17 protein-coding genes are annotated in these 21,901 nt (G+C 65.3%); 8 read left to right on the top strand and 9 right to left on the bottom strand.

What is annotated here, in order from left to right:
* Nucleotides 1-106 precede the first annotated feature (106 nt).
* On the top strand, nt 107-1,174 hold the full coding sequence (locus tag JWQ90_RS23450; RefSeq protein ID WP_299697427.1) for a 3-deoxy-7-phosphoheptulonate synthase: 1,068 nt from the start codon (nt 107-109) through the stop codon (nt 1,172-1,174).
* Between the two features lie 61 nt (nt 1,175-1,235).
* Here the strand turns inward: JWQ90_RS23450 and JWQ90_RS23445 are convergent, their stop codons facing one another.
* From JWQ90_RS23445 to JWQ90_RS23410, 8 genes are all read right to left on the bottom strand, one after another.
* Nucleotides 1,236-1,547: a hypothetical protein gene (locus JWQ90_RS23445; protein WP_299697426.1), complete on the bottom strand. Its 312-nt coding sequence runs from the start codon at nt 1,545-1,547 to the stop codon at nt 1,236-1,238.
* A complete protein-coding gene (locus tag JWQ90_RS23440) occupies nt 1,544-2,590 on the bottom strand; it encodes a DUF2914 domain-containing protein (protein ID WP_299697425.1) in 1,047 nt (348 codons plus the stop codon). Before JWQ90_RS23440 ends, JWQ90_RS23445 begins: the two co-directional genes overlap by 4 nt.
* Nucleotides 2,591-2,747: 157 nt before the next feature.
* Nucleotides 2,748-3,842: an energy transducer TonB gene (locus JWQ90_RS23435; protein WP_299697424.1), complete on the bottom strand. Its 1,095-nt coding sequence runs from the start codon at nt 3,840-3,842 to the stop codon at nt 2,748-2,750.
* Between the two features lie 144 nt (nt 3,843-3,986).
* Nucleotides 3,987-5,972 carry an SDR family oxidoreductase gene (locus tag JWQ90_RS23430; RefSeq protein ID WP_299697422.1) on the bottom strand — a complete coding sequence of 662 codons (1,986 nt, stop codon included), beginning with the start codon at nt 5,970-5,972 and terminating at the stop codon, nt 3,987-3,989.
* A 68-nt stretch (nt 5,973-6,040) separates the two neighbouring features.
* The gene (locus JWQ90_RS23425) at nt 6,041-6,865 is read right to left on the bottom strand and encodes an SDR family oxidoreductase (protein ID WP_299697421.1); all 825 of its coding nucleotides are present in this window, start codon (nt 6,863-6,865) and stop codon (nt 6,041-6,043) included.
* A gap of 152 nt (nt 6,866-7,017) precedes the next feature.
* The gene (locus JWQ90_RS23420; protein WP_299697420.1) at nt 7,018-7,458 is read right to left on the bottom strand and encodes an HIT family protein; all 441 of its coding nucleotides are present in this window, start codon (nt 7,456-7,458) and stop codon (nt 7,018-7,020) included.
* 96 nt (nt 7,459-7,554) lie between these two features.
* Nucleotides 7,555-8,646 (bottom strand): acyl-CoA desaturase, encoded by a 1,092-nt coding sequence (locus tag JWQ90_RS23415; protein ID WP_299697419.1) that lies wholly within the window; start codon nt 8,644-8,646, stop codon nt 7,555-7,557.
* A gap of 113 nt (nt 8,647-8,759) precedes the next feature.
* Entirely contained in the window at nt 8,760-9,791 is a 1,032-nt protein-coding gene (locus JWQ90_RS23410; protein WP_299697418.1) for a class I SAM-dependent methyltransferase, read from the bottom strand.
* A gap of 193 nt (nt 9,792-9,984) precedes the next feature.
* Here JWQ90_RS23410 and JWQ90_RS23405 point away from each other — a divergent pair, with 193 nt between their 5' ends.
* Nucleotides 9,985-10,629 carry an NAD(P)H-binding protein gene (locus JWQ90_RS23405; RefSeq protein WP_299697417.1) on the top strand — a complete coding sequence of 215 codons (645 nt, stop codon included), beginning with the start codon at nt 9,985-9,987 and terminating at the stop codon, nt 10,627-10,629.
* Nucleotides 10,630-10,711: 82 nt separating this feature from the next.
* On the opposite strand, the gene JWQ90_RS23400 is transcribed toward JWQ90_RS23405, so the two are convergent.
* Nucleotides 10,712-12,403 (bottom strand): DUF1631 family protein, encoded by a 1,692-nt coding sequence (locus JWQ90_RS23400; protein WP_299697416.1) that lies wholly within the window; start codon nt 12,401-12,403, stop codon nt 10,712-10,714.
* A gap of 131 nt (nt 12,404-12,534) precedes the next feature.
* Between JWQ90_RS23400 and metH the strand changes: the two genes are divergently transcribed.
* From metH to JWQ90_RS23370, 6 genes are all read left to right on the top strand, one after another.
* Nucleotides 12,535-16,362 (top strand): methionine synthase, encoded by a 3,828-nt coding sequence (gene metH, locus JWQ90_RS23395; protein ID WP_299697415.1) that lies wholly within the window; start codon nt 12,535-12,537, stop codon nt 16,360-16,362.
* 123 nt (nt 16,363-16,485) lie between these two features.
* Nucleotides 16,486-18,999, top strand: a complete 2,514-nt coding sequence (locus JWQ90_RS23390; protein ID WP_299697414.1) for an EAL domain-containing protein — start codon at nt 16,486-16,488, stop codon at nt 18,997-18,999.
* Between the two features lie 107 nt (nt 19,000-19,106).
* Entirely contained in the window at nt 19,107-19,826 is a 720-nt protein-coding gene (locus tag JWQ90_RS23385; protein WP_299697413.1) for a hypothetical protein, read from the top strand.
* Between the two features lie 22 nt (nt 19,827-19,848).
* Nucleotides 19,849-20,463 (top strand): hypothetical protein, encoded by a 615-nt coding sequence (locus JWQ90_RS23380; protein WP_299697412.1) that lies wholly within the window; start codon nt 19,849-19,851, stop codon nt 20,461-20,463.
* 180 nt (nt 20,464-20,643) lie between these two features.
* Nucleotides 20,644-21,267 (top strand): hypothetical protein, encoded by a 624-nt coding sequence (locus JWQ90_RS23375; protein ID WP_299697411.1) that lies wholly within the window; start codon nt 20,644-20,646, stop codon nt 21,265-21,267.
* Nucleotides 21,268-21,414: 147 nt separating this feature from the next.
* Nucleotides 21,415-21,901 (top strand): hypothetical protein (locus JWQ90_RS23370; RefSeq protein WP_299697410.1); only part of this gene is annotated, 487 nt, incomplete at its 3' end.

Genomic DNA, 21,901 nt, shown 5'->3' with positions numbered 1-21,901 from the left:
CACTCCCTGCGATGCCGAAGCTTAGCTCAGCTCTAGGGCGCCGCGGCGGCCTCTGCTAGCATCCGTGCCCCTTAAAACGCGATCTGCCGAACGGCACCGTGCCACCATGAAGTTCGTTACCGACAACATCCGCTCGCGCGCCCGCGCGGTTTCGACGCCGGCCCAGGTTCAGGCCGAACTGCCGCTGTCCGAGCGCGCCGCCCAGACCACCTTCGACACGCGCCGCGAAATCCAGGAAGTGCTGGCCGGCCGCGACGATCGCCTGCTGGTAATCGTCGGCCCCTGCTCGATCCACGACACCCGGGCCGCGCTCGAATACGCGGAGCGCCTGCTCGGCGCGCGCGAGCAGTTGAAGCAGAACCTGCTGATCGTCATGCGCGTGTATTTCGAAAAGCCGCGCACTACGGTCGGCTGGAAAGGCCTGATCAACGATCCGAAGCTGGATGACACCTATGACATCGATCAGGGCCTGCGCACCGCGCGCAAGCTGCTGCTGGATCTGAACAACCAGGGCCTGCCGGCCGGCGTCGAATACCTCGATCTGCTGACGCCGCAGTACCTGTCCGACCTGGTGAGCTGGGGTGCGATCGGTGCGCGCACCACCGAGTCGCAGCTGCACCGCGAAATGGCCAGCGGCCTGTCCTGCCCGGTCGGCTTCAAGAACGGCACCGACGGCAGCGTCAAGGTTGCGGTCGACGCCTGCCAGTCGGCGCGCACGCCGCATCGTTTCCTGTCGCTGACCCAGGAAGGCCAGATCTCGATCTTCGAGACCAGCGGCAACGAGGACTGCCACATCATTCTTCGCGGCGGCACGCTCGGCACCAACTACGACGCGCAGTCGGTGGAAGCGGCCAGCGCGGCGATGGCCAAGGCCGGCCTGCGCCCCGAAATCATGATCGACTTCAGCCACGCCAACAGCTCCAAGCAGCACAAGCGCCAGATCGTCGTCGCGCAGGATGTCGGCGGCCAGATCGCCGCCGGCGACCGCCGCATCATTGGCGTGATGGTGGAATCGCACCTGGTCGAAGGCCGCCAGGAAATCGCGGCGCCTGACAAGATGAAGTACGGCCAGAGCGTCACCGACGCCTGCATCGGCTGGGACGATACGGTGGACGTGCTGCGGACCTTGTCGGCGAGCGTGGCGCAGCGTCGCGCGCGGCTGCGCCCGCCGTAGGTTGGGGTGAGCGCAGCGAACCCCAACGTTTGTTCCGCGCCGATGTTGGGGTTCGCGATGCTCACCCCAACCTACCGCGCTGCCCCAGCCAGCGGATCACGCGCTCGGGCTTGTCACCATTCTTGATCACGTGCAGCGGCTTTTTGCCGGCGAGCTTGCCGCCGAGTGCCAGCACCACGCCGTCGTCCGGGCACAGGTCCAGGCATTTGCACTTGGCCATCGGCAGCGGCTCGCCGTCGAGCGCGCGCAGCTGCTGCTTGAGCCAGTCGTCGAGTTCGACTCCGTCGACGTCGCAATCGCGCCGCTGCTTTTTCAGGCACTTTTTGCAGATCAGCAGCGCGTCCGGCCTGGTGCGCCGGCTCAGCTTGCTCATGAAACGCGGAACTCCAGGCGCTGGATCAGTTGTCCGTCCGGCGTTTCCAGATCCACGCTCCAGTCGCCGCGCGGGTCCTCGGGGAAATTTCGCTTGCGGCTCCAGGTGCGCCAGCCGGTTTTGCCGCCGCCGTGGATCTCGGCCGGAATCCGGTCGAGCAGCTGGCCGTTCTGCACCCACTGGAACACCACGCTCTGCTCAAGGCCCATCGGCGCGCGGATCGCGACGAACGCGATTGCACCGCTGCCTTTCAGCGCGCTGGTCGAGAACGTGGTCACCGCGTTGCCGGGATCAAGGCCATCGATGGTCTGTGAAATGCGCGCATCCGTCACCGACAGACCGGCCGCCGGCACGTGCGCTCGCAACAGCCAAAGCAGGAACGGGGCCAGCAGCAGGCCGGTCAGGCCGAGCGTGCGGGCGCGCTGGGTCGACAGGTCCGACCAGACGCGCGGCAGGCCGAGCAGCAGCCACAGCCCAGTGATCGCCAGCGCCAGCGGCAGCGCGTTTTCGAGCTGGACTTTCAGCGCGATCGGGATCACGACCAGCGCACAGACGAAGCTGCAATAGGCATGAAACAGCATGCCCAGCGCTGGCCGCTGGGCGATGCGTTTTTCGTAGATCGGATCGAGCGTGCTGACCAGCGCCGCGACGCAGGCCAGGCTGGTGAACAGCCACTGGCCCCAGTCGCGCTGCGTCGCGCCGATGATGAAGGGCAGCGCGAAGAACAGTACTTCCTGCTGGATCGACTGCGTCACCATCTGCAGCGCATAGGGTGTCCAGCGCGAGTTGAAACGCCGGATCAGATAGCGATGCAGCCAGCCCTGCACCAGCAGCCAGGGCCAGCCCAGCAGCGCGACGATCGCGATGCTGCGCGCCAGGGTCTCGCCACGCCGCACCATGAAATAGCTCGCGGCGCCGGCGACGAAACTGCCCAGCGGCAGCAGCCAGGGATAGCGATCGAGCAGGCTGAGCACGCGCGCGAGCAGGCGCTGCAGCGGCAGCCAGCGTGTAGGCGCCGGTGGTGGTTCGATGAGTTCGGTCACGACGGGATCGTTGTTGTCGTTATTGTATGTTTAGGTGATACAGGGCATTAGGCTGTGCCGCGACTGAAGCCCGCGTGAGTAGCGCGGTAATCCTTTGTCGGCACGGAGTGCGTATGCAAGCGAGCCTGTCGGCAAGGGATTGCCGATCTACTGTTGGTCAGCGGTAGATCTGCACCGGGAAGCTCAACTCCAGGTGTGGCAGCGGCATGTCCGCTGCCATCTGCGGTACCGGCGAGGCGCGCAGGATCACGTCGCCGGCTTTGCGATCCAGCACCGGGTCGCCGGTGCTGCGCACGACCTGCACGTCCAGCACTCTGCCGCTGCGGTCGATTGTAAAACGCACTTCGACCGTCAGCCGCGGCGTCGCGCGGATCGCTTCGGCCAGCACCTGCTGGTTCACCTGAAAAAGATGCTCGGTCAGCTTCTGGAAAAACTGCCCGCGCTCGCCACTGGGTTCGCCGGGCCCGCGATCGGGCGCCGCCAGGCTCAGCGCATTGCCGGCAGTCGGCGGCGGCGATGCCGGGCTCTCGTCCGGCCCGGCAGGCGGTAGCGGCGGCGCCACGGCGACTTTCTCCTCCGCTGCGCCGCGATACGGCTGCACCGATGGATAGGCCGGCGGCCGGATAGGTTGCTGGATCGGTGGCGGCGGCGCCGATGTCTCCGCTGGTGTCGGCGCAGCGCTGCGCGCGCGGCTCGGCTGCGTCGATGCTGGCGGTGCGGCCGGCTCGATCGGCGCAGCGACGCCCGGCTTCGTATCCGCCGATGCCCTGTTTCGCTCGGCCGTCGGTGATGCTGTGGGCCGTGCCGGGTTGGTGCGGGCCAGCCGCAGTTCGGTGACCCGACCTGCGGTTTCCGGGGGCTGCTGCATTGGCGGTGTGCGCCGATCGGCTGCCAGCGCCTCGCCGGCCGCGGCACCGAGGCTGGCACTCATCGCGAACTTGCCGACTGGCGCCTTCGCCGCGCTTGGCAGCGAACCTCGCCGCGGGTTGTTGCGCGCGACCGCGCCCAGTTCGGTCTGCATCTGGAAGCCGGCGAGCGGCAGACGGATGGCGATCACTTCGCCACTCGGCGTCGTCGGCGGTTCGCGTGGCAAGGGCGGCGGCACGGGTGCCGGCTTTTCCACAGCAGCGGACGCGCCGAGCAGGCGATACAGGCCAGGCCAAGTCAAAGCGGCCAGCACATGCAGCGTCAATGCCGCCGCGAATGCGAGCGACAGTCGCGACGGCATCGGTTTGAGCGGGGCGGCGGCCATTAGCCGAAAAGGCTAAGCGAATTCGCGCGATTGATGTCGGTGACGTTGCAGTTGTAGGTTGGGGTGAGGTTGCGAACCCCAACGGTCGCGCGCGCAAATTTTTGGGTTCGCAAGCTCACCCCAAACTACGTCGCTGCGACGCGCCTACCAGTGCTCGCCCTTGAACACGTTGGCGAACACCATCTGCTCCAAGGTCGGCTTGTGGCCTTCCTTGCGACCTTGGCGCGCGGCCGATGACGACGGGAACAGCCGGAAGCCCCAGCTCAGCACGTAGTCGTTGAGCTTGGGCCACAGCGCGTAGCTGACCGAGGCCGCGGTGCCGAGCGTGGTGGCGACCGACTTGGGCCGCTCCAGCACCGCCTTCATCACCACGTCGCCAGCGGTATCCGGACTCCAGGTCGGCACGTAGTCGTACATCTTGGTCGGCGCGATCATCGGCGTGCGCACCAGCGGCATGTAGATCGCGGTGGTGTGCACGTTGTGATTGCGCACTTCGGCCGACAGGCAGCGCGTGAACGCGTCGAGCGCCGCCTTGCTCGCCACATAGGCCGAGAAACGCGCCGCGTTGGCGAGCACGCCGATCGAGCTGATGTTGACGATGTGGCCGCTCTTGCGCTTGGTCATGCTCGGCAGCAGCTTCATGATCAGCCGCACCGCGCCGAAGTAATTCAGATCCATCGTGCGCTGGTAGTCGTGGAATCGCGTGCTCGATTCCATCACCGCGCGGCGGATCGAGCGGCCGGCGTTGTTGATCAGGATGTCGACATGATCGAAGTCGCGCAGCACTTCGTCGGCCATGCGGTCGATGTCCTCCATGTTGGACAGATCGCAGGGGTAGACATAGGCCTCGCCGCCGGCGCGCTCGAGCACGGTCCTGGCTTCCTCGAGCTTGTCGAGCGTGCGCGCCACCAGGATCACCTTGGCGCCGGCGGCAGCGAATTTCTTCGCCGCGTTGAAGCCGATGCCGGAGCTGCCGCCGGTGACCATGACCACCTTGCCGGCGAGTTTCTGCATCGCATCGGCCGGGATCTTCACTTTCAGATCCAGGAACAGCTCCCAGTACGCCCACAGCTTGTCGGCGTAGTCGCGGATGTCCGGGCAGCTGACGCCGGTGTTCTTCAGCGCGGCGCGCGTGTGCTTGTTGTCGAACACGCTGCGGTTGAACGCATAGCCGATCACCGACATCGGCACGCCGATGGTGTCGGCGATGCGCTTCTGCGTGCCCTTGGGCACCGCGTTGGCCACTCGTGAGCCGATGTTGCGGACGAAATCCGGAATCGCCGGCAGCTGGATCTTGGCCGCGAATTCCGGCCCATGCGCGACTTCCATGCAGGTTGCGAGCAGTTCGCCGACCGTCGGTGACTTGTTCTGCATCAGGTGGAAGCACTGGCCGTCGAGCTTGGGCTGATGCGCGATCGCGTCCATCGCCGCGGCGACGTAGTCCACCGGCACCACCGGCATGCGCCCGCCTTCGATGCCCAGCAGCGGTAGCCACTTCGGCACTTTATGGCTGATCTTCTGCAGCGCCTTGAAGAAATAGTAGGGGCCGTCGATCTTGTCCATCTCGCCGGTGACGCTGTGGCCGACGACGATGCCGGGGCGATACACGCGGAACGGCAGCTTGCTCTCGTTGCGCACGATCGCTTCGGACTGGAACTTGGTGCGGTAATACGGGTGCTCGACGCTCTGGCCTACGTCGAACATGTCTTCGGTGAACTTGCCGATGTGCTCGCCGCCGGCGACCGCGACGCTGGAGACGTGATGCAGGCGCACGTCGCCGCCGAGACTGTTGGCGAACTCGACGACGTTGCGCGTGCCCTCGTTGTTGATGCGGTCGGCCAGCGCATCGTCCATGTTCATGTCGTACAGCGCGGCGAGATGGAACACATGGTCGATCTTGCCGGCGAGCTTCTTGAAGTCGGCCGGCTTGACCAGGCCCGCCTCGGTGATATCGCCGTATACCGGGACCAGGCGCTTGGCCGCCTCGCCGTAGCGCAGGGTCTGGATCGCGAACTTGTCCTTGGAGCTTTCGCGGACCAGCACGTAGACCTTGGCATCGTCCCGCGCCAGCAGCCGTTCCAGCAGAAACTTGCCGATGAAGCCTGTGGCACCGGTGACGAAATAGTTCATGGCGTTCTCCTTATGATTTTATATTTTGATTTTCAACAAAGACCGTACAGGCGGCTGTGCCCGGCCTGCTACGGTCGGCCGCCCTGGAAGTGATCCATGCTGCTGTAGATGTGGAACACCTTGTCGGCAATGAAATCCCAGACGGCAAGCGGCAGCAGGCCGCGGCTCAGCATCGCCAGGCGCACGGTCCAGGGCAGCGTCAGCTGCGCCTTGCCGATCTTCATCGCGGCCCAGACTTTGTCCACGACCACCTGCGGTCTCAGGATCGGTGTCATCAGCGGCGCCTTCACGCCTTCGAACATGCCGGTCGAGATGTAGCTCGGCATCACCGTGGTGACTTTCACGTGGCGGTGGCCGGCCTGCTCCAGCTCCAGGCGCAGCGAATCGCTCCAGCCGATCGCGGCCCATTTGCTCGCGCAATACACACTCATGCGCGGGTTGCTGACGGTACCGGCGGCGGAGGCGATGTTGACGATACGGCTCTGGCGGCCGCCGGCGATCATGGCCGGGATGAAGGCGCGCGCGATATACATGATCGCCAGCGAATTCACTGCCATCGTCATCCAGATGTCGCGGCGGTTGTCGTGATCCCAGAAATACTTGCCGCGGATGATGCCGGCATTGTTGAACAGCAGATCGATATCGCCGATTTCGCGCTGCACCTGCGCCGCGTTCTTCTCGATGTCCTCCAGGTTGGACACGTCCACCACATAGGCGAACACGGTGCCGCCGGCGGCCTTGAGCTCAGTGACGGTCGCGTCGAGCGCGGCCTGGTTTACGTCCCACAGCACCACCGCGCCGGCTTTCTCGCGCACCGCCAGTTCGGCGTAAAGCTTGCCCATGCCCATGGCGGCGCCGGTGATCAGCACCTTCTTGCCTGCAACGGTTTCCATCACGCACTCCGATCAGCAAATAAGCCGGGTCGAGCCGCCGTTGCCGTCTGCGTCGATGCGCGGACGATGGTTTTGGTAGGTGGGCTGGCTCGGATTGCGCCAGTGTGTTGCCGCCGCGCCGCAACCGCAACCGTTCGGCAAGCGTTTCGCTGCTACAGCCAGCGCCAGTCGGCGCCTAGCAGCGGACCCAGCTTCGCCAGCCGTTCGCTGCGCTGCTCGGGCGTATAGGGCACGGCCGGATGGCGGCCCCATACCGGTGCCGGCCAGGCCGCATCGCCGTGATGCCGGACGATATGGTGCAGGTGCAGTTGCGGCACCATATTGCCGAGCGCGGCGACGTTGAGCTTGTCACCGCCGTAGGCCTGCATCGCCGCGCGCCCCAGCGCCACCGATTCCGCCAGCAGCAGCTGCTGGCCGGCGGTATCCAGCTCGTAGATTTCGCGCAGGCCGGCGATCCGCGGCACCAGGATGAACCAGGGATACTGGGCGTCGTTCATCAGCAGCAGACGCGACAGCGGTGCGTCGGCGATCACCGCGCAGTCGGCCGCCAGCTGCGCATGCAGCGAGAAACCGCTCGTTGAATCGGCCTGCATAAACCGGCGCTCCGCGATCGTCACCCATCGCCCCCCGAATGACCGCGTTAGTCTACGCAGGCGCGCCGCGCACCGGGATGCTGCTGCCGATGCGGTTCAGGCCGGCAGCGCGCCCGTCGCCGGCTTGGGCCGCGCCGAATAGCGTGCCACCCGGCGCACTACCGACCAGTACTGCCGCGGCAGACTACCCGTGTTGTATTGCAGGCCGTAGCGCTTGCACAGATCCTTGAGCCAGGGCTGGATCTCCGTATAGCGGTGCGACGGGATATCCGGGAACACGTGGTGCTCGATCTGGTGGCTCAGGTATCCGCTCATCACATACAGCAGCCAGCCGCCTTCGATGTTGCACGAGCCTTCGATCTGCCGTGCGTACCAGGCGCCGCGGCTTTCGTTCGCGGTCTCATCGATCGAGTAGATGCGTGTCTGCTGCGGGAAGTGGCCGCAGAAAATGATCACCGCCGACCAGATGTTGCGGATCAGGTTGGCGAGGGCGTTGCCGGCCAGCACACCCAGCGCATGGCCGGTCAGCAGGGCCAGCGCGGGGAACAGCAGATAATCCTTGAACGCCTGGCGCCGCAGCTTGCGCCCGAAAGCGCCGAGCCGGTCGACGAACTGCTTGAAGCTGATGCGCCCGTCGCGCACCGCCTCGGGCTCGGCGTCGTGGATGCCGACGGCCCATTCGAAAATCAGCGTCGTGGTCAGGCCCAGCACCAGCTGGGCGCGGCTGCGACGATGCCAGGGTACCGCGTCGGTGAGCCGCAGCACGCCGTAGCCGAAGTCGGGGTCCCTGCCGACGATATTGGTCAGGTCGTGATGCTTGACGTTGTGCGACTGCTTCCAGTCCTGGGCGGCGCAGACGTTGTCCCAGTCGTAGGTCCGCGAATCGAGCCGCGGGTCGCCGGTCCAGTCGTACTGGCCGTGCATCACGTTGTGGCCGATCTCCATGTTCTCGAGAATCTTGGCCACGGCCAGGCTCAGCACCCCGGCGATCCAGGTGTAGGGATTGAAAAAGCTGAACATCAGCAGCGAGCGGCCGCCGATGCTGAGCAGCCGCGACACCCGCATCACGCGGCGGATGTAGCGCGTGTCGCGCTCGCCCAGATCGGCCACGAGTTCGCGGCGCTTGGTGTCGATTTCGGCGCGGAGCGCCTCCTGGCGCTCCGCGTCCAGCTGAAACGGGATGTGCATGCGGGTCCCTCCATTCCCGGCGGCGTGGCCCCCGGGCCACCCGCCGTCACAAGACTAATCCTGAGCTAATCCCGGGCTAATCCTGAACTAATCCCGGGCTAATCCTGAACTAATCAGAAAGGCTTCTCCAGCACATACCGCACCAGAATCGCCTGTGCATCGTCAAAGTAGCGCCAGGAGCCCGGAAAGAACGCGACATACTTGTTGAATACCTTCATCCCGACCAGGCTGATCGCGCGTTCGCGGTTCGCAACCAGGTTGTCGAACCAGGCGCGCAGCGTCGGGCGATAGTCGTGGATCGACCGGTGGGTGACGCGAAAGCCTGCCTTTTCATAGGCTTTGAACTGGCTCGGATGCGAGGGCGGCATCGACCCGGGGAAAAACACCTGTGCGGCGAACATGCCGGGCGTGATGGTGTCGGTCAGCGGCGCGAAAAAATGATTCACGAAGCGCCCGCCCGGCTTGAGCGTCTGGTAAATCTTTTTCAGCACCCCATCCAGATCGTCGGCGCGCACGTGCTCCCAGGCGCCGATCGCGTAGACCTTGTCGAAAGCCTCAGGCTGGTAGTCGCCGGTGATGAAGTTCTTGAACTCGACATTGAATCCGAACTTGGCTTGCACGTAACTGGCCTGCTCGGTCGACAGCGTGTAACCGGTCAGGCTGCCCGGGTCACCGGTGGTGGCCGCGATGTGCCGCATCATCGGGCCCCAGCCGCAGCCGAGTTCCAGGATTTTCTCGCCGGGCTTGGGGTCGATCAGGCCGAGGATGAAGTTCGCCTTGATCGTCTGCGCCTCTTCGATGGTCTCTTTGCCGGTGGGGAAATCCGCGCAGCTGTAGAACATGAATTTCTTGTCGAGGAACAGCTCGTAGAAGTCGTTCGAGACATCGTAATGCTCGGCAATTCCCAGGCGATGATCCTGCCGCATCCTGGAGGCCAGCAGCAGGCGGCGCGCGAAAGCCGGTGGGTGATGGAATCGAAAGAAGTTGAAGACCGGCCCGGCGGGCGGCTGGCGCATCAACAGCTTCCAGACCTTTTCAGGGTCGAGCAGCCTGGGACTACGAACCAGGTACTGCATCAGGGCGTAGGGAGCACCGTAGATCAAGGTGTCCCAAATCGCGGCCAGCTGTCGGAAAGGGGCTCGCATGGCGGTTTGGTTTCCTCCGTTTTCTCATCGGGATGCAAGCTTCAGTCCACGGAACCAGCGTCCCCTGGCGAGCAAGGCTATGCCATTATCACAGCTGCGGATGCCGCGCCAGTGACAATCGGCAAACCGCGGGCGTCCGCTGCCGGGTCCTGCGACTACACTGAGCCGACTTTGTCAGGGAGGCCAGACCGCCATGTCTCGCCACGCGGTACTGGCCGGCGCGACCGGCCTGATCGGCTGTCATCTTCTGAGCGGCCTGCTGTCCGAGCCCCGCTACACGAAAATCACCGCACTGAGCCGGCGGCCTCTGATGGCCAGCGATCCGCGCCTGCAGGTGCTGTTGACCGACTTCGGCGATCTCGATGCGCATGCCGCGTCGCTCGCTGCCGACGACGTCTACTGCGCGCTCGGCACGACCCTGGCCAGGGCCGGATCGCGCGAGGCCTTTGCCCATGTCGATCACGATCTGGTGATGGCGCTGGCGGGCGCTGCGTATCGTGCCGGCAGCCGCCAGTTCCTGCTGGTGTCGGCGGTCGGTAGCAGCGCGAATTCGCCGTCGTTCTACAGCCGCACCAAGGGTCGCGTCGAGGAAGATCTGCGCGCGCTCGGCTTCGAATCACTGCACATCATCCGGCCTTCGCTGCTGCTCGGCGAGCGTACCGAATCGCGGCCGATGGAGGCGGTCGCACAGAAACTGGCGCCGGCGCTGGGCCTGATTACCCGCGGCTTTCTGGCGCGCTATCGGCCGGTCACGGCGGCCGAAGTCGCACGGGCGATGATCGCCTGCGCGCTCAGCGACCAGCGCGGCGTGCAGGTGCACGAGGCGCCGTTTCAGTGAACCCGGTAGGTCGGCAATCCCGTTGCCGACGCGAGGCTCCGGTTGCGCATTGACCGTACACGTCGGCAACGGGATTGCCGACCTACGGGGCTCGCGTCCCCTTGGTTTCATCGCGGATCGGTCGCAGCTCGAGATCGGGTTCGTCGTCGGGCAGCGGATGTTTCGCCGCCTGTGGCGCAATATCGGTTTCGATGAACTCCGGCAGATCGAGCGCGCCGTTGCCGGGCAGCGTGCGGTTCACCACGGCCACCGTCACCGCGGAGTCCGCAGCATCGGCTTCGACCCGCAGCTCGTAGTAAGCCTCGCGCAAGGCCTGCTGCAGGCGCTCGCAGCGTTCGCTGCGCATGCCGGCTTCGAACAGATCGGCCGACACCGCGCTGAGCAGATGCTCGAAGTCACGCACCCGCGTCGCCTCGCTGGACAGCGCATTCAACAGCCGCTCCAGTTGATCGAGCGCATCCTGCCACGGTACGGACGGCTGGCCGTGTTTCAGCAGGCGCTGGGTCAGCAACGGCCCCCAGCCAGCGCGCAGGAACAAGCGCAGACCCTGCGGCCGCGCGTGCGCCAGCGTTGCGCGCGCTAGCGCCAGCGCCACCTGGCGGCGTGCGTCGCCGAGCCGTGTTTCTTCGCGAGTGCCGTCCTGCTGATGCCGCTGATCCAGGCAGCTGTCGATCTGCTGCGCGGACAGCGGCGCCAGTTGTGCCAGGCCGTCGTGCACGAAGTCGGCGTTCATCGCGACCTGCTCGATGCGGGAGCAGGCCCGCTGCCGGCGCTGTTCGTCCGGATGCTCGCAGGCATCGCGCAGCAGCGAACGCTGCGGATGGCCGGCGTTGAGCAGGAAGACCGGATCGGCCAGCACGATCTTGATCAGTGTGAAGCGTAGACGTTCGACATCGCGGCGCGCGGCCGGCGGCAGCGGCTCGAACCAGGCGGTGCACAGCGGGCCGAGCAGCGCGATGCGTTGCAGCACCGGATGCGTTTCGACCTCGTCGGGCGGTATGCCGCCGACGATCGCCAGCAGCGCTGCGGCGAGGCGCGCATCGGCGCGCTGCGATCCGCCGGCCGCCACCTGGTGCAGCTCAGCCAGCATGGCATCGTCGATCGTCAGCCTGGCGTGTCGGATCGGTGCCGCCACCGCTGCGACGGCATGGCGATCCAGAATGCTCAGCGCCTGTTCGTAGAGCGGCCCGAGCGCCGCAGCAGCGGCCTGCTCGTAGCGTGCGAACAGCAACTGCCGCTGCGGCCGTTCGATATCCAGCGCTTCCAGCGCGATGCGAAAACACTCCAAGGCGGTGGACGGCGAATAGACCGTCGTCGCGATCGGCAGCGCGGCGCGTCGCACCAGCGCGCGCAGCTTTTGCTCCAGCTCCTGCAGCTGCGATGCCGGGGACGCCCTCAGCCGGCGCGCCAGCGCGGCCAGTGCCAGCTGCTCCTCCAGCGCCTCGGACGGCGGGCGCGTATAGCCCTGCAGCTCGCGTTCGCTGCCGCCGCCGGCCGGCTGCGACAGCGCCTGCGGATGGAAGCGCCGGCCAATTTCATGCAGATAACGCCGCTGCAGCCTGGAGCGGTCCAGGCGCAGGCGGCGGGTCAGCTCGATGGGCAGCGCCGACGTGTCGGCGCTGCGCCCGGTGCCGGATGCGGAGCCCTCGACGCCGCTCAGCAGCGCGTCGAGCAGCTGCCGGTGGGCGTCCACCGCGGCGGCCGACAGCTCGTCGACCAGCGGGTCGGTCCCCTGCGGCCCGGCGGGCTGGCGGGTGTCGGATGGCGGATGCATGTGGCACTTTGGCTTACCCGGAGCGCCGCGGCAAAAGAGTCACGATCAACCGGCAAGCGCCTGCCGACGGGTGGCTCCGGACACCCTCATTGAAGTCATCCGCCTATCCGGATGACGAGATATAATCAGCCATGTACGACGCCAGCCCCCCGACCAGTCCCGACACCCGCCCCGATTGTTCCGGCGCCCTGAAGCGCCTGCTGGCCGAGCGCGTGCTGGTGCTGGATGGCGCCATGGGCACGATGATCCAGGGCTACAAGCTCGAGGAGGCCGACTACCGCGGCACGCGCTTCGCCGACTGGCACCGCGACCTCAAGGGCAACAACGATCTGCTGGTGCTGACCCAGCCGCAGATCATCCGCGAGATCCACCGCAAGTACCTCGACGCGGGCGCGGATTTCATCGAGACCAACACCTTCAACGCGCAGGTGATCTCGATGGCCGACTACGGCATGGAGGCGCTGGCGTATGAGATGAACATCGCAGCCGCGCGGCTGGCGCGCTCGGCTTGCGACGAAGTCACCGCATTGAATCCGGCCAAGCCGCGTTTCGTCGCCGGCGCGCTGGGCCCGACCAACCGCACCGCGTCGATTTCGCCGGACGTCAACGATCCGGGCAAGCGCAATGTCAGCTATCAGGAGCTGGTGAGTTCGTATCTCGAGCAGGCCAATGCGCTGGTCGACGGCGGCGTCGATCTGCTGCTGATCGAGACGATCTTCGACACGCTCAATGCCAAGGCCGCGATCTTCGCCTGCGAAACCTTGTTCGAAGAGCGCGGCCGGCGCTGGCCGGTGGTGATCTCCGGCACCATCACCGACGCGTCGGGGCGCACGCTTTCGGGACAAGTCACCGAAGCCTTCTGGGCCTCGGTGCGCCACGCGCGGCCGCTCGCGATCGGCCTGAACTGCGCGCTCGGCGGCAAGGACATGCGTCCCTACATCGCCGAACTCTCGCGACTCGCCGACTGCTACGTGAGCTGCTATCCGAACGCCGGCCTGCCGAATGCCTTCGGCGAATACGACGAAACGCCGGATGAGACCGCCGCGATCGTGCGCGAGTTCGCCGAAGCCGGCCTAGTCAACATCGTCGGCGGCTGCTGCGGCACTTCGCCGGGCCATATCGGCGCGATGGCGCGCGAAGTCGCCGGTATCGCGCCGCGCGTGCCGGTACCGCACGACGGCATCACCAAGCTCGCCGGCCTGGAACCGCTGAACCTCACCAGCGCGATCCGCTTCGTCAACGTCGGCGAGCGCACCAATGTCACCGGCTCGGCCAAGTTCCGCGATCTGGTCAAGGCCGGCGACTACTCGGCCGCTTTGACGGTGGCACGCCAGCAGGTCGAGGCCGGCGCGCAGGTGATCGACGTCAACATGGACGAGGGCATGCTCGACGGTGTTGCCGCGATGGATCGGTTCCTGAAACTGATCGCGTCCGAGCCCGATATTTCGCGTGTGCCGGTGATGGTGGATTCCTCGAAGTGGGAGGTCATTGAAGCCGGCCTGCGCTGCGTGCAGGGCAAGCCGATCGTCAACTCGATCTCGATGAAAGAGGGCGAAGAGAAGTTCATCCGCGAAGCGCGCCTGTGCCGCAAATATGGCGCCGCGGTCGTGGTGATGGCTTTCGACGAAGAAGGCCAGGCCGACAATCTGGAACGCCGCAAAACCATCTGCTCGCGCGCCTACAAGATCCTGACCGAGCAGGTCGGCTTTCCGCCGGAAGACATCATCTTCGATCCGAACGTGTTCGCAGTCGCGACCGGCATCGAGGCGCACAACAACTACGGCGTCGATTTCATCGAGGCTGCGCGCTGGATCAAGCAGAACCTGCCGGGCGCGCACATCAGCGGCGGCGTGTCGAACGTCAGCTTCTCGTTCCGCGGCAATAACCCGGTGCGCGAGGCGATTCACAGCGTATTCCTGTATCACGCGATCAGCGCCGGCATGGACATGGGCATCGTCAACGCCGGTGCGCTGGTGATCTACGACCAGCTCGATCCTGAGCTCCGTGAGCGCATTGAGGACGTGATTCTGAATCGCCGGCCCGATGGTACCGAGCGACTGCTGGAGATCGCACACAAGTTCAAGGGCGACGGTGCCAAGCAGGAAGTCGCGGATGAAGCCTGGCGTTCGCTGCCGCTGGGCGAGCGCATCACTTACGCGCTGGTGAAAGGCATCGACACGTTTGTCGAAGCCGATACCGAGTTGCTGCGGGTCGAGATCTTTGCGCGCGGCGGCCGCCCGATCGAAGTGATCGAAGGTCCGCTGATGGACGGCATGAACGTGGTCGGCGATCTGTTCGGCGCCGGCAAGATGTTCCTGCCGCAAGTCGTCAAATCCGCGCGCGTGATGAAGAAGGCGGTCGCGCATCTGATTCCGTTCATCGAGGCGGAAAAGAAGCCCGGCGACGTGCAGAAGGCCAAGGGCAAGATCCTGATGGCGACGGTCAAGGGCGACGTCCACGACATCGGCAAGAACATCGTCGGCGTCGTGCTCCAGTGCAACAACTACGACGTCGTCGATCTCGGCGTGATGGTGCCGTACCAGAAGATTCTCGACGCGGCCAAAGCCGAGAAGGCCGACATCATCGGCCTCTCCGGCCTGATCACGCCATCGCTGGACGAGATGGTGACGCTGGCGAAAGAGATGGAGCGCCAGGGCTTCGACATTCCGCTGCTGATCGGCGGCGCGACCACCTCGCGCGCGCACACCGCGGTAAAGGTATCGCCGCAGTATCACGGCCCGGTGGTCTGGGTGAAGGATGCGTCGCGCTCCGTGCCGGTCGCGTCCGCGCTGCTGTCCGACGAGCAGCGGCCGAAGCTGATGGCCGAGATCGACAAGGACTACGCCGCGATCCGCGAACGCCATGCCAACAAGGATCGCCAGGAAAAATTCCTGACGATCGACGCCGCTCGCGCCAACCGCACGCCGATCGACTGGAAGACCTGCAAGCCGTTCCGCCCGCGCATGCTGCTGCAACAGGCACTCGATGTTTGCGAGGGCCCCGCGTGTGATCATCACCACGAGCACGCCACACAGTTCATCAAGACGCTGCGTGACTACCCGATCGCGGAGCTGCGCGAGTACATCGACTGGCAGCCGTTCTTCATTTCCTGGGAGCTGAAGGGTCGCTTCCCCGATCTGCTGAACAACCCGGCCAGCGGCGAGACCGCGCGCAAGCTGTTCGCGGACGCCAACAAGATGCTCGACGACATCATCGAGCATCACTGGCTGCAGGCGAACGCGGTGTTCGGCCTGTTCCCGGCGAACCAGATCGACGGCAGCGACGACATCGCGATCTACACCGACGAGACGCGCCAGCACGAACTCGCGCGGCTGCACAATCTGCGTCAGCAGAGCGAGCATCGCGCCGGCGTGCCGCATCGCTCGCTGGCCGACTACGTCGCGCCAAAATCCACCGGCTTGCACGACTACTTCGGCGCGTTCGCGGTGACCGCGGGCATCGGCTCATCCGAGAAAGTCGAAGAGTTCAAGCGCAACAACGACGACTACAACGCGATCCTGATCGAATCGATCGCCGATCGTCTCGCCGAAGCGTTTGCCGAGCGCCTGCATCAGCGCGTGCGCAAGGAATGGTGGGGCTTCGTGCCGGACGAGCGGCTCGACAATGCCGCGCTGATCGACGAAAAGTACATCGCTCTGGGAGGGGGCATCCGCCCCGCGCCCGGCTACCCCGCCTGCCCCGAGCATACCGAGAAGGGTACGCTGTGGCAGCTGCTCGACGTCGACAACACCGCCGGCATCACGCTGACCGAAAGCTACGCGATGTGGCCCGGCGCGGCGGTCAGCGGCTGGTATTTCGCGCATCCGGAATCGCAGTACTTCGTCGTCGGCCGGATCAACAAGGATCAGGTCGCCGACTATGCCCGGCGCAAGAACTGGACGCTGAAAGAGGCAGAGAAGTGGCTGGCGCCGAACCTGGGTTACGAACCCGAGGATTGAGCGGCAGCCCGCGGTACCGTTGATGCTCGGGTTTAGTGCCGTTTGCCGGCCGGTCGCGGCAGGACTCGGACCGCCGTCGCCTGCATGCTAGCCTCGGCCGAAATAATTCAGCCCGAAATCGCCATGCCTGGGAAGGTGGAGGCACTACGACGCAGTGCGTCGATCAGCGAAGAGCAGCGCATGCGCTTGGTGATAGAGGCGACGCCCAATGCCATGATCATGGTGGATGGAAGCGGCGCCATCGTCCTGGTCAACTCGCAAACCGAAAAGCTATTCGGCTACGGCCGCAGCGAGTTGCTCGGACAACGTGTGGAGATGCTGGTGCCGGCACGTTTCCGCCACCACCATGACGGCTACCGCCGGGGTTTCTTCGCTCACCCCGACACGCGGGCCATGGGCGCTGGTCGCGATCTCTATGGCCTGCGCAAGGATGGCAGCGAAGTGCCGATCGAAATCGGTCTCAATCCGCTGCAGATGCCCGAAGGCGACTTCGTGCTGGCGGCGATCATTGACATCACCGAGCGCAAGCGTGCCGAACAGCGTCTGCGCCTGGTGATCGAGGCCGCGCCCAACGCCATGCTGATGGTCAATGCCCGCGGCGGCATCGTACTGGTCAACTCGCAGACCGAGCAGCTGTTCGGCCATACCCGCGAGGAACTGCTGGCCCTGTCGATCGAAGCGCTGATACCGAGCCGCTTTCGCGGGCGTCACGAGGGCTACCGCAAGGGTTTCTTCGCGCAGCCTGACGCGCGCGCCATGGGCGCCGGCCGCGATCTCTACGGCCTGCGCAAGGACGGCAGCGAAGTGCCGATCGAGATCGGCCTCAATCCGCTGCAGACCGAGGAAGGTTCCTTCGTGCTGGCCTCGGTGATCGATATCACCGAACGCATCGGTGCCGAAAAGCTGTCGCGCGCGGCTCAGGCCGACCTATTGCGCCAGTCGATTCTCGACAGCCTGCCGTTCAGCATCATCGCCACCGATGTTGACGGCCGTATTCTCACTGCGAATCCGGCGGCGGAGCGCCTGCTGGGATTTGGGCGCCATGAACTCGTCGGCCAATCCGCGCTGGTGATGCACGAGGCAGTCGAGTTGGAACGCCGCGCCAGCGAGCTGTCGTTGCAGACCCACGCGGTGATTCCGCCGAACTTCCAGGTGATCGTCGCCTCCGGCAGCCAGGACACGGCCGACGAGCGCGAGTGGACCTACCTGCGCAAGGATGGCTCGCGCCTGCCGGTCAACATCGCCATCACGGCGATGCGCGACGACCAGGGCAAGGTGGTCGGCTTCCTCAAGGTTGCCTATGACATCACCCAGCGCAAGCGCGCCGAAGCCTTCATCCGCCACATGGCGCATCATGATGCGCTGACCGGGCTGCCCAATCGCACGCTGTTGTTCGACCGGCTGGAGATGGCGATCCACCAGGTACAACGCAGCGGCGGCCAGCTGGCGGTGCTGATGCTGGATCTGGATCACTTCAAGCGCGTCAACGATTCTCTGGGACATCAGATCGGCGACCGCCTGCTGCTGTCCATTGCCAAGCGTCTGCAGGACAGCGTGCGCCAGGTCGATACCGTCGCCCGCCTCGGAGGCGACGAGTTCGTGCTGCTGCTGACCGATGTCGGCAGCCGCGGCGAAGTCGTGGCGATCGTCGACAAGATCAGCAAGGCCATCGTCATGCCGATACAGATCGACAGCCACGAGCTGCTGATCGCGGCCAGCATCGGCGGCAGCCTGTTTCCGGGCGATGGCGACGATCCTGTCACCCTGCTCAAGCACGCCGACACCGCGATGTATCACGCCAAGGCTGCGGGCCGCAGCAACTTCCAGTGGTTCAGCCAGGCGATGTTGGAGCAGACCGAGGAAAAGCTGGCACTGAGTACGGCGCTGCGGCGGGCGATCGACGGCGAAGATCTCGCAATCCACTACCAGCCGGAGATTTCGCTCAAGAACGGTCGCGTTGTCGGCATGGAAGCGTTGGTGCGCTGGGATCGGGGCGCGCTGGGCATGGTTTCGCCGGAGCGCTTCATCCCGGTTGCCGAGGAAAGCGGGCTGATCCTGCAGCTCGGTGAATGGGTGTTGCGCAGCGCCTGCGCGGAATGCGTGGGTATCCGGCAGCAGACCGGGCGCCTGCTGAAACTGGCGGTCAATGTCTCGCCGCGCCAGTTCCAGCAGAAGGAGTGGCCGCTGATCGTGCGGCGCGCGCTCGACGACAGCGGCCTGCCAGCCGACAGCCTGGAGCTGGAAATCACCGAAGGCATGCTGATGCAGCATCCGGAAGACGGCGTCGACATGCTGCGCGCGTTGCGCAAGCTCGGCGTCGGCGTGGTGGTCGACGATTTCGGCACCGGCTTCTCCAGCCTGTCGTATCTGACGCGCTTCCCGATCGACAAGATCAAGATCGACCGCTCCTTCGTGCGCGATCTGACTACCGATACCGCCGACGCTGCGATCATCTGCGCGATCCTCGCGATGGCCCACAGCCTCAACATAAGCGTTGTCGCCGAGGGTGTTGAAACCGAGCAGCAGCAGCGTTATCTGCAGGAGCGCGGCTGCGACCAGGCGCAGGGATTCCGCTACAGCAAGGCGGTGCTCGCGGGCGAATTCGGCGCACTGATTCCGATGATCGAGAGTCTGTGACGGGAGCCTGTGACGGGAGCTCGTAAAGGGCGAAGCCGCCGCCCCGAGGTGCCTGGCTGGCGCTTGCGCCATGGCGCAGAATCGGACGAAACGCTCCGGGACTTTCAATGACGAAGCCGTATTTTCGCGCTGCGATCACCATGCTCGCCAGCCTGCTGCTGACACCGGCCTGGGCCGATTCCCGGCTGATCGATTTTGCCGGCTACCAGTGGACCGTGAAAAGCAGCGGCAGCGGCACTGTAGGGCCGGGGCCGAACCACTTCTCCGACAGCAGCGACAACGTCTGGGTCGATTCCAAAGGCAAGCTGCATCTGAAAATCACCCAGGACAGCGATGGCAACTGGCAATGCGCCGAGGTGTATCTGAACCCGTCGCTGGGCTACGGCAGCTACCAGTTCAAACTGGCGACCGATCTTGGCGATATCGATCCCAACATCGTGCTCGGCCTGTTCACCTACGACAACAACCCGGCGTATCACTACCGCGAGATCGACATCGAGTTCGCGAAGTGGAGCGATCCGGCCAATCCGGACAACGTGCAGTACACCGTGCAGCCGCCGCGCAGCGGCACGTACTATGCGTGGCCGCTGACGACCGGCTACGCCAAGACCACGCACTCGTTCAAATGGGCGGCGAAGAAAGTGTCGTTCAAGAGCGTCGCCGGTGACGTCACGCTGGCGCAGTGGAGCGACACCCGCGCCGGCAGCATTCCGCCGCCGGGCGCGGAAGTCGTGCATCTGAATCTCTGGCTGAATCAAGGCCAGGCGCCGATGAATGGCACGCCGTTCGAAGTCGTGATCAGCGGCTTCACGTTCACGCCTCCATGAGCATCCGGTGCAAGGCTCGGCGATGAAGCTTTCGTCACGCCGGATCTGGTGCTGCTGCGGCCTGCTGCTGGCGATCGCGGCGGGCGTCTGGCTGATGACGCGCGCGCCGGCGCAGCATCCGGATACCGCGCATTTTCTGCAGCGCCGTGCCGGCGTGGAGCTGGTGGATGGCTATCGCAGCTATTCCAGCGTCGCGGAGGTCGGCAAGGCGCTGCAGGCACGCCGGCTGGGCGCGTCGCGCCGCACGCTGGCGCGGCCGCCGGACCCGCGTTATCCGCCGCATGCGCTGGATACGCTGACCGTCGAGCAGCTGGCGCTGCTGGATACGCAGGGCCGGCTGAGCCTGCAGTTTTTCAACGACCGCCTGTTCGAGATCGATTTCAAGCCGGACGATGCGGCCGCCTGCGCCGCGGCGCTGAAGCGCGCCGATCCGCAGCTGCAGCGCGACCGCAACGGCCGCGCGGAACACAGCGTCGGCGATCGGCGCCTGGCCACGAACGTGGGACTCGCGTCCAGCCATGTCGGCGAGTATCTGGGCACCGAGCCCTACGTGCTGTGGCAGGACCTGCGCCTGACCCGCGAGCGCGACGAATGGGACCGCCGCTTCGGTGCCTTGCCGTACAAGATGGTGGAGTGAGGCGACGCGTCGTTCAGCTCCGTGGCCCGCAGATTCTCTGCGACCGGTCGCCCGTCGCTTGCCACCGGATATCCCGCGTTCGCATTTGTAGAAGGCGGCTTGGTGCCAGAATCGGCTGCCTGCTGCAGCGGGCGGGAGAATCTTTGGGCGATGAGTTCCACGGGACCACCATACGTATTGATGGCGGTCGTCTGTTTGTCGGGGGCGGCGACCTGGTACGGCATCAATGCCAAGTTGCCGAGCCTGCGCTCGGCAGGGATGACAGCGCCCGCACCGACAGTCGCGGTCAGCTCCGAGGACTACACGCGTCGCCAGCCTGGCCGCCCGCTGTTCGCCGGGCTCAGCAGCTATTCCAGCATCGACCAGATCACCCGTGATTTCGCCGCCAGGAAACTGGTGCCGGTGCGGCGCACGATGTCGCGTCCGCCCGATCCGCGTTATCCGGTTCACGCGCTCGACCTGCTGACCCTCGAGCACTACTCCATGCTCGGTACTCAGGGGCGGCTGAGCCTGCAGTTCTTCAACGACCGGCTGTTCGAAGTCGGCTTCAAGCCCGACGATGCCGCCGCCTGCGCCGCGGCGCTGAAGCGCGCCGACCCGCAACTGCGCCGCGACGCCAACGGCCGCGCCGAACGCACCGTCGGCAGTCAGCGCCTGGCGACCAATGTCGAACTCGCGGCCAGCAGCGTCGGCCAGTCGCTGAACACCGAGCCCTACGTGCTGTGGCAGGACCTGCGGCTGGTGCGCGAGCGGGACGACTGGGACCAGCGCTTTGGAGCCATTGTCCAGAAGACCGAGCAGTAAAGAGGCTGCAGGTTCTGCAAATGTGATCTGTTTCGCATTCCGATGCCGGCTTGTCCATTAGTGTTCGAATAGTCGCCGGGCCGCATGTCCGGATCGATTGAGGCCGGGGTCCATATGGCACTTGCTACCTCATTGAAGGAGGGGTTGATGAGCATGAGGGCGAAGAAGGCGGGGATTGTCGCAGCGCTTGTTCTGATCTCACTCAGCGCCACGGGTGCGTCCGGGACGGCGACATACACCTACGACAATCTGGGGCGGCTCAAAGGCGTCTCCTACGAAGACAGCACGGCGCAGAGCTATACCTACGATGCGGCCGGCAATCGCCTGAGCACCGGCTCGACCGGCCTCTCGACGGTATCCATCGCTCTGACGGCCAGTGGTGTCGAGGGCAACGCCATCTCCCTGCAGATTTCACGCAGCGGCTACACCGCTTCCGCGATCGTATTGGCGGTAGCCGCCGCAAACGGATCGGCGACCGCCTCCGTCAACTACACCCCGCCGCAGAGTTCGTACACGCTACCGGCGGGCCAGTCTTCGGGCTCATTCCCTGTCAGTACCATTCGAGACGGTAAATACAACACCGACTTGAGCTTCACGGTCTCGATCAGCACGTCGAACCCTGCCGTGCAGATCG

This window comes from Hydrocarboniphaga sp. (assembly GCF_028291725.1).
In the GTDB taxonomy this organism is placed as follows: domain Bacteria; phylum Pseudomonadota; class Gammaproteobacteria; order Nevskiales; family Nevskiaceae; genus Hydrocarboniphaga.
The sequence above is the reverse complement of the archived record's forward strand: the minus strand, read 5'-3'. Positions and strand labels throughout refer to the sequence as shown.

Coding starts and splice junctions, on each gene's coding strand:
- JWQ90_RS23450 (WP_299697427.1), top strand. CDS start 107: ATGAAGTTCGTTACCGACAACATCCGCTCGCGCGCCCGCGCGGTTTCG.
- JWQ90_RS23445 (WP_299697426.1), bottom strand. CDS start 1,547: ATGAGCAAGCTGAGCCGGCGCACCAGGCCGGACGCGCTGCTGATCTGC.
- JWQ90_RS23435 (WP_299697424.1), bottom strand. CDS start 3,842: ATGGCCGCCGCCCCGCTCAAACCGATGCCGTCGCGACTGTCGCTCGCA.
- JWQ90_RS23430 (WP_299697422.1), bottom strand. CDS start 5,972: ATGAACTATTTCGTCACCGGTGCCACAGGCTTCATCGGCAAGTTTCTG.
- JWQ90_RS23425 (WP_299697421.1), bottom strand. CDS start 6,865: ATGGAAACCGTTGCAGGCAAGAAGGTGCTGATCACCGGCGCCGCCATG.
- JWQ90_RS23420 (WP_299697420.1), bottom strand. CDS start 7,458: ATGCAGGCCGATTCAACGAGCGGTTTCTCGCTGCATGCGCAGCTGGCG.
- JWQ90_RS23415 (WP_299697419.1), bottom strand. CDS start 8,646: ATGCACATCCCGTTTCAGCTGGACGCGGAGCGCCAGGAGGCGCTCCGC.
- JWQ90_RS23410 (WP_299697418.1), bottom strand. CDS start 9,791: ATGCGAGCCCCTTTCCGACAGCTGGCCGCGATTTGGGACACCTTGATC.
- JWQ90_RS23405 (WP_299697417.1), top strand. CDS start 9,985: ATGTCTCGCCACGCGGTACTGGCCGGCGCGACCGGCCTGATCGGCTGT.
- JWQ90_RS23400 (WP_299697416.1), bottom strand. CDS start 12,403: ATGCATCCGCCATCCGACACCCGCCAGCCCGCCGGGCCGCAGGGGACC.
- metH (WP_299697415.1), top strand. CDS start 12,535: ATGTACGACGCCAGCCCCCCGACCAGTCCCGACACCCGCCCCGATTGT.
- JWQ90_RS23390 (WP_299697414.1), top strand. CDS start 16,486: ATGCCTGGGAAGGTGGAGGCACTACGACGCAGTGCGTCGATCAGCGAA.
- JWQ90_RS23385 (WP_299697413.1), top strand. CDS start 19,107: ATGACGAAGCCGTATTTTCGCGCTGCGATCACCATGCTCGCCAGCCTG.
- JWQ90_RS23380 (WP_299697412.1), top strand. CDS start 19,849: ATGAAGCTTTCGTCACGCCGGATCTGGTGCTGCTGCGGCCTGCTGCTG.
- JWQ90_RS23375 (WP_299697411.1), top strand. CDS start 20,644: ATGGCGGTCGTCTGTTTGTCGGGGGCGGCGACCTGGTACGGCATCAAT.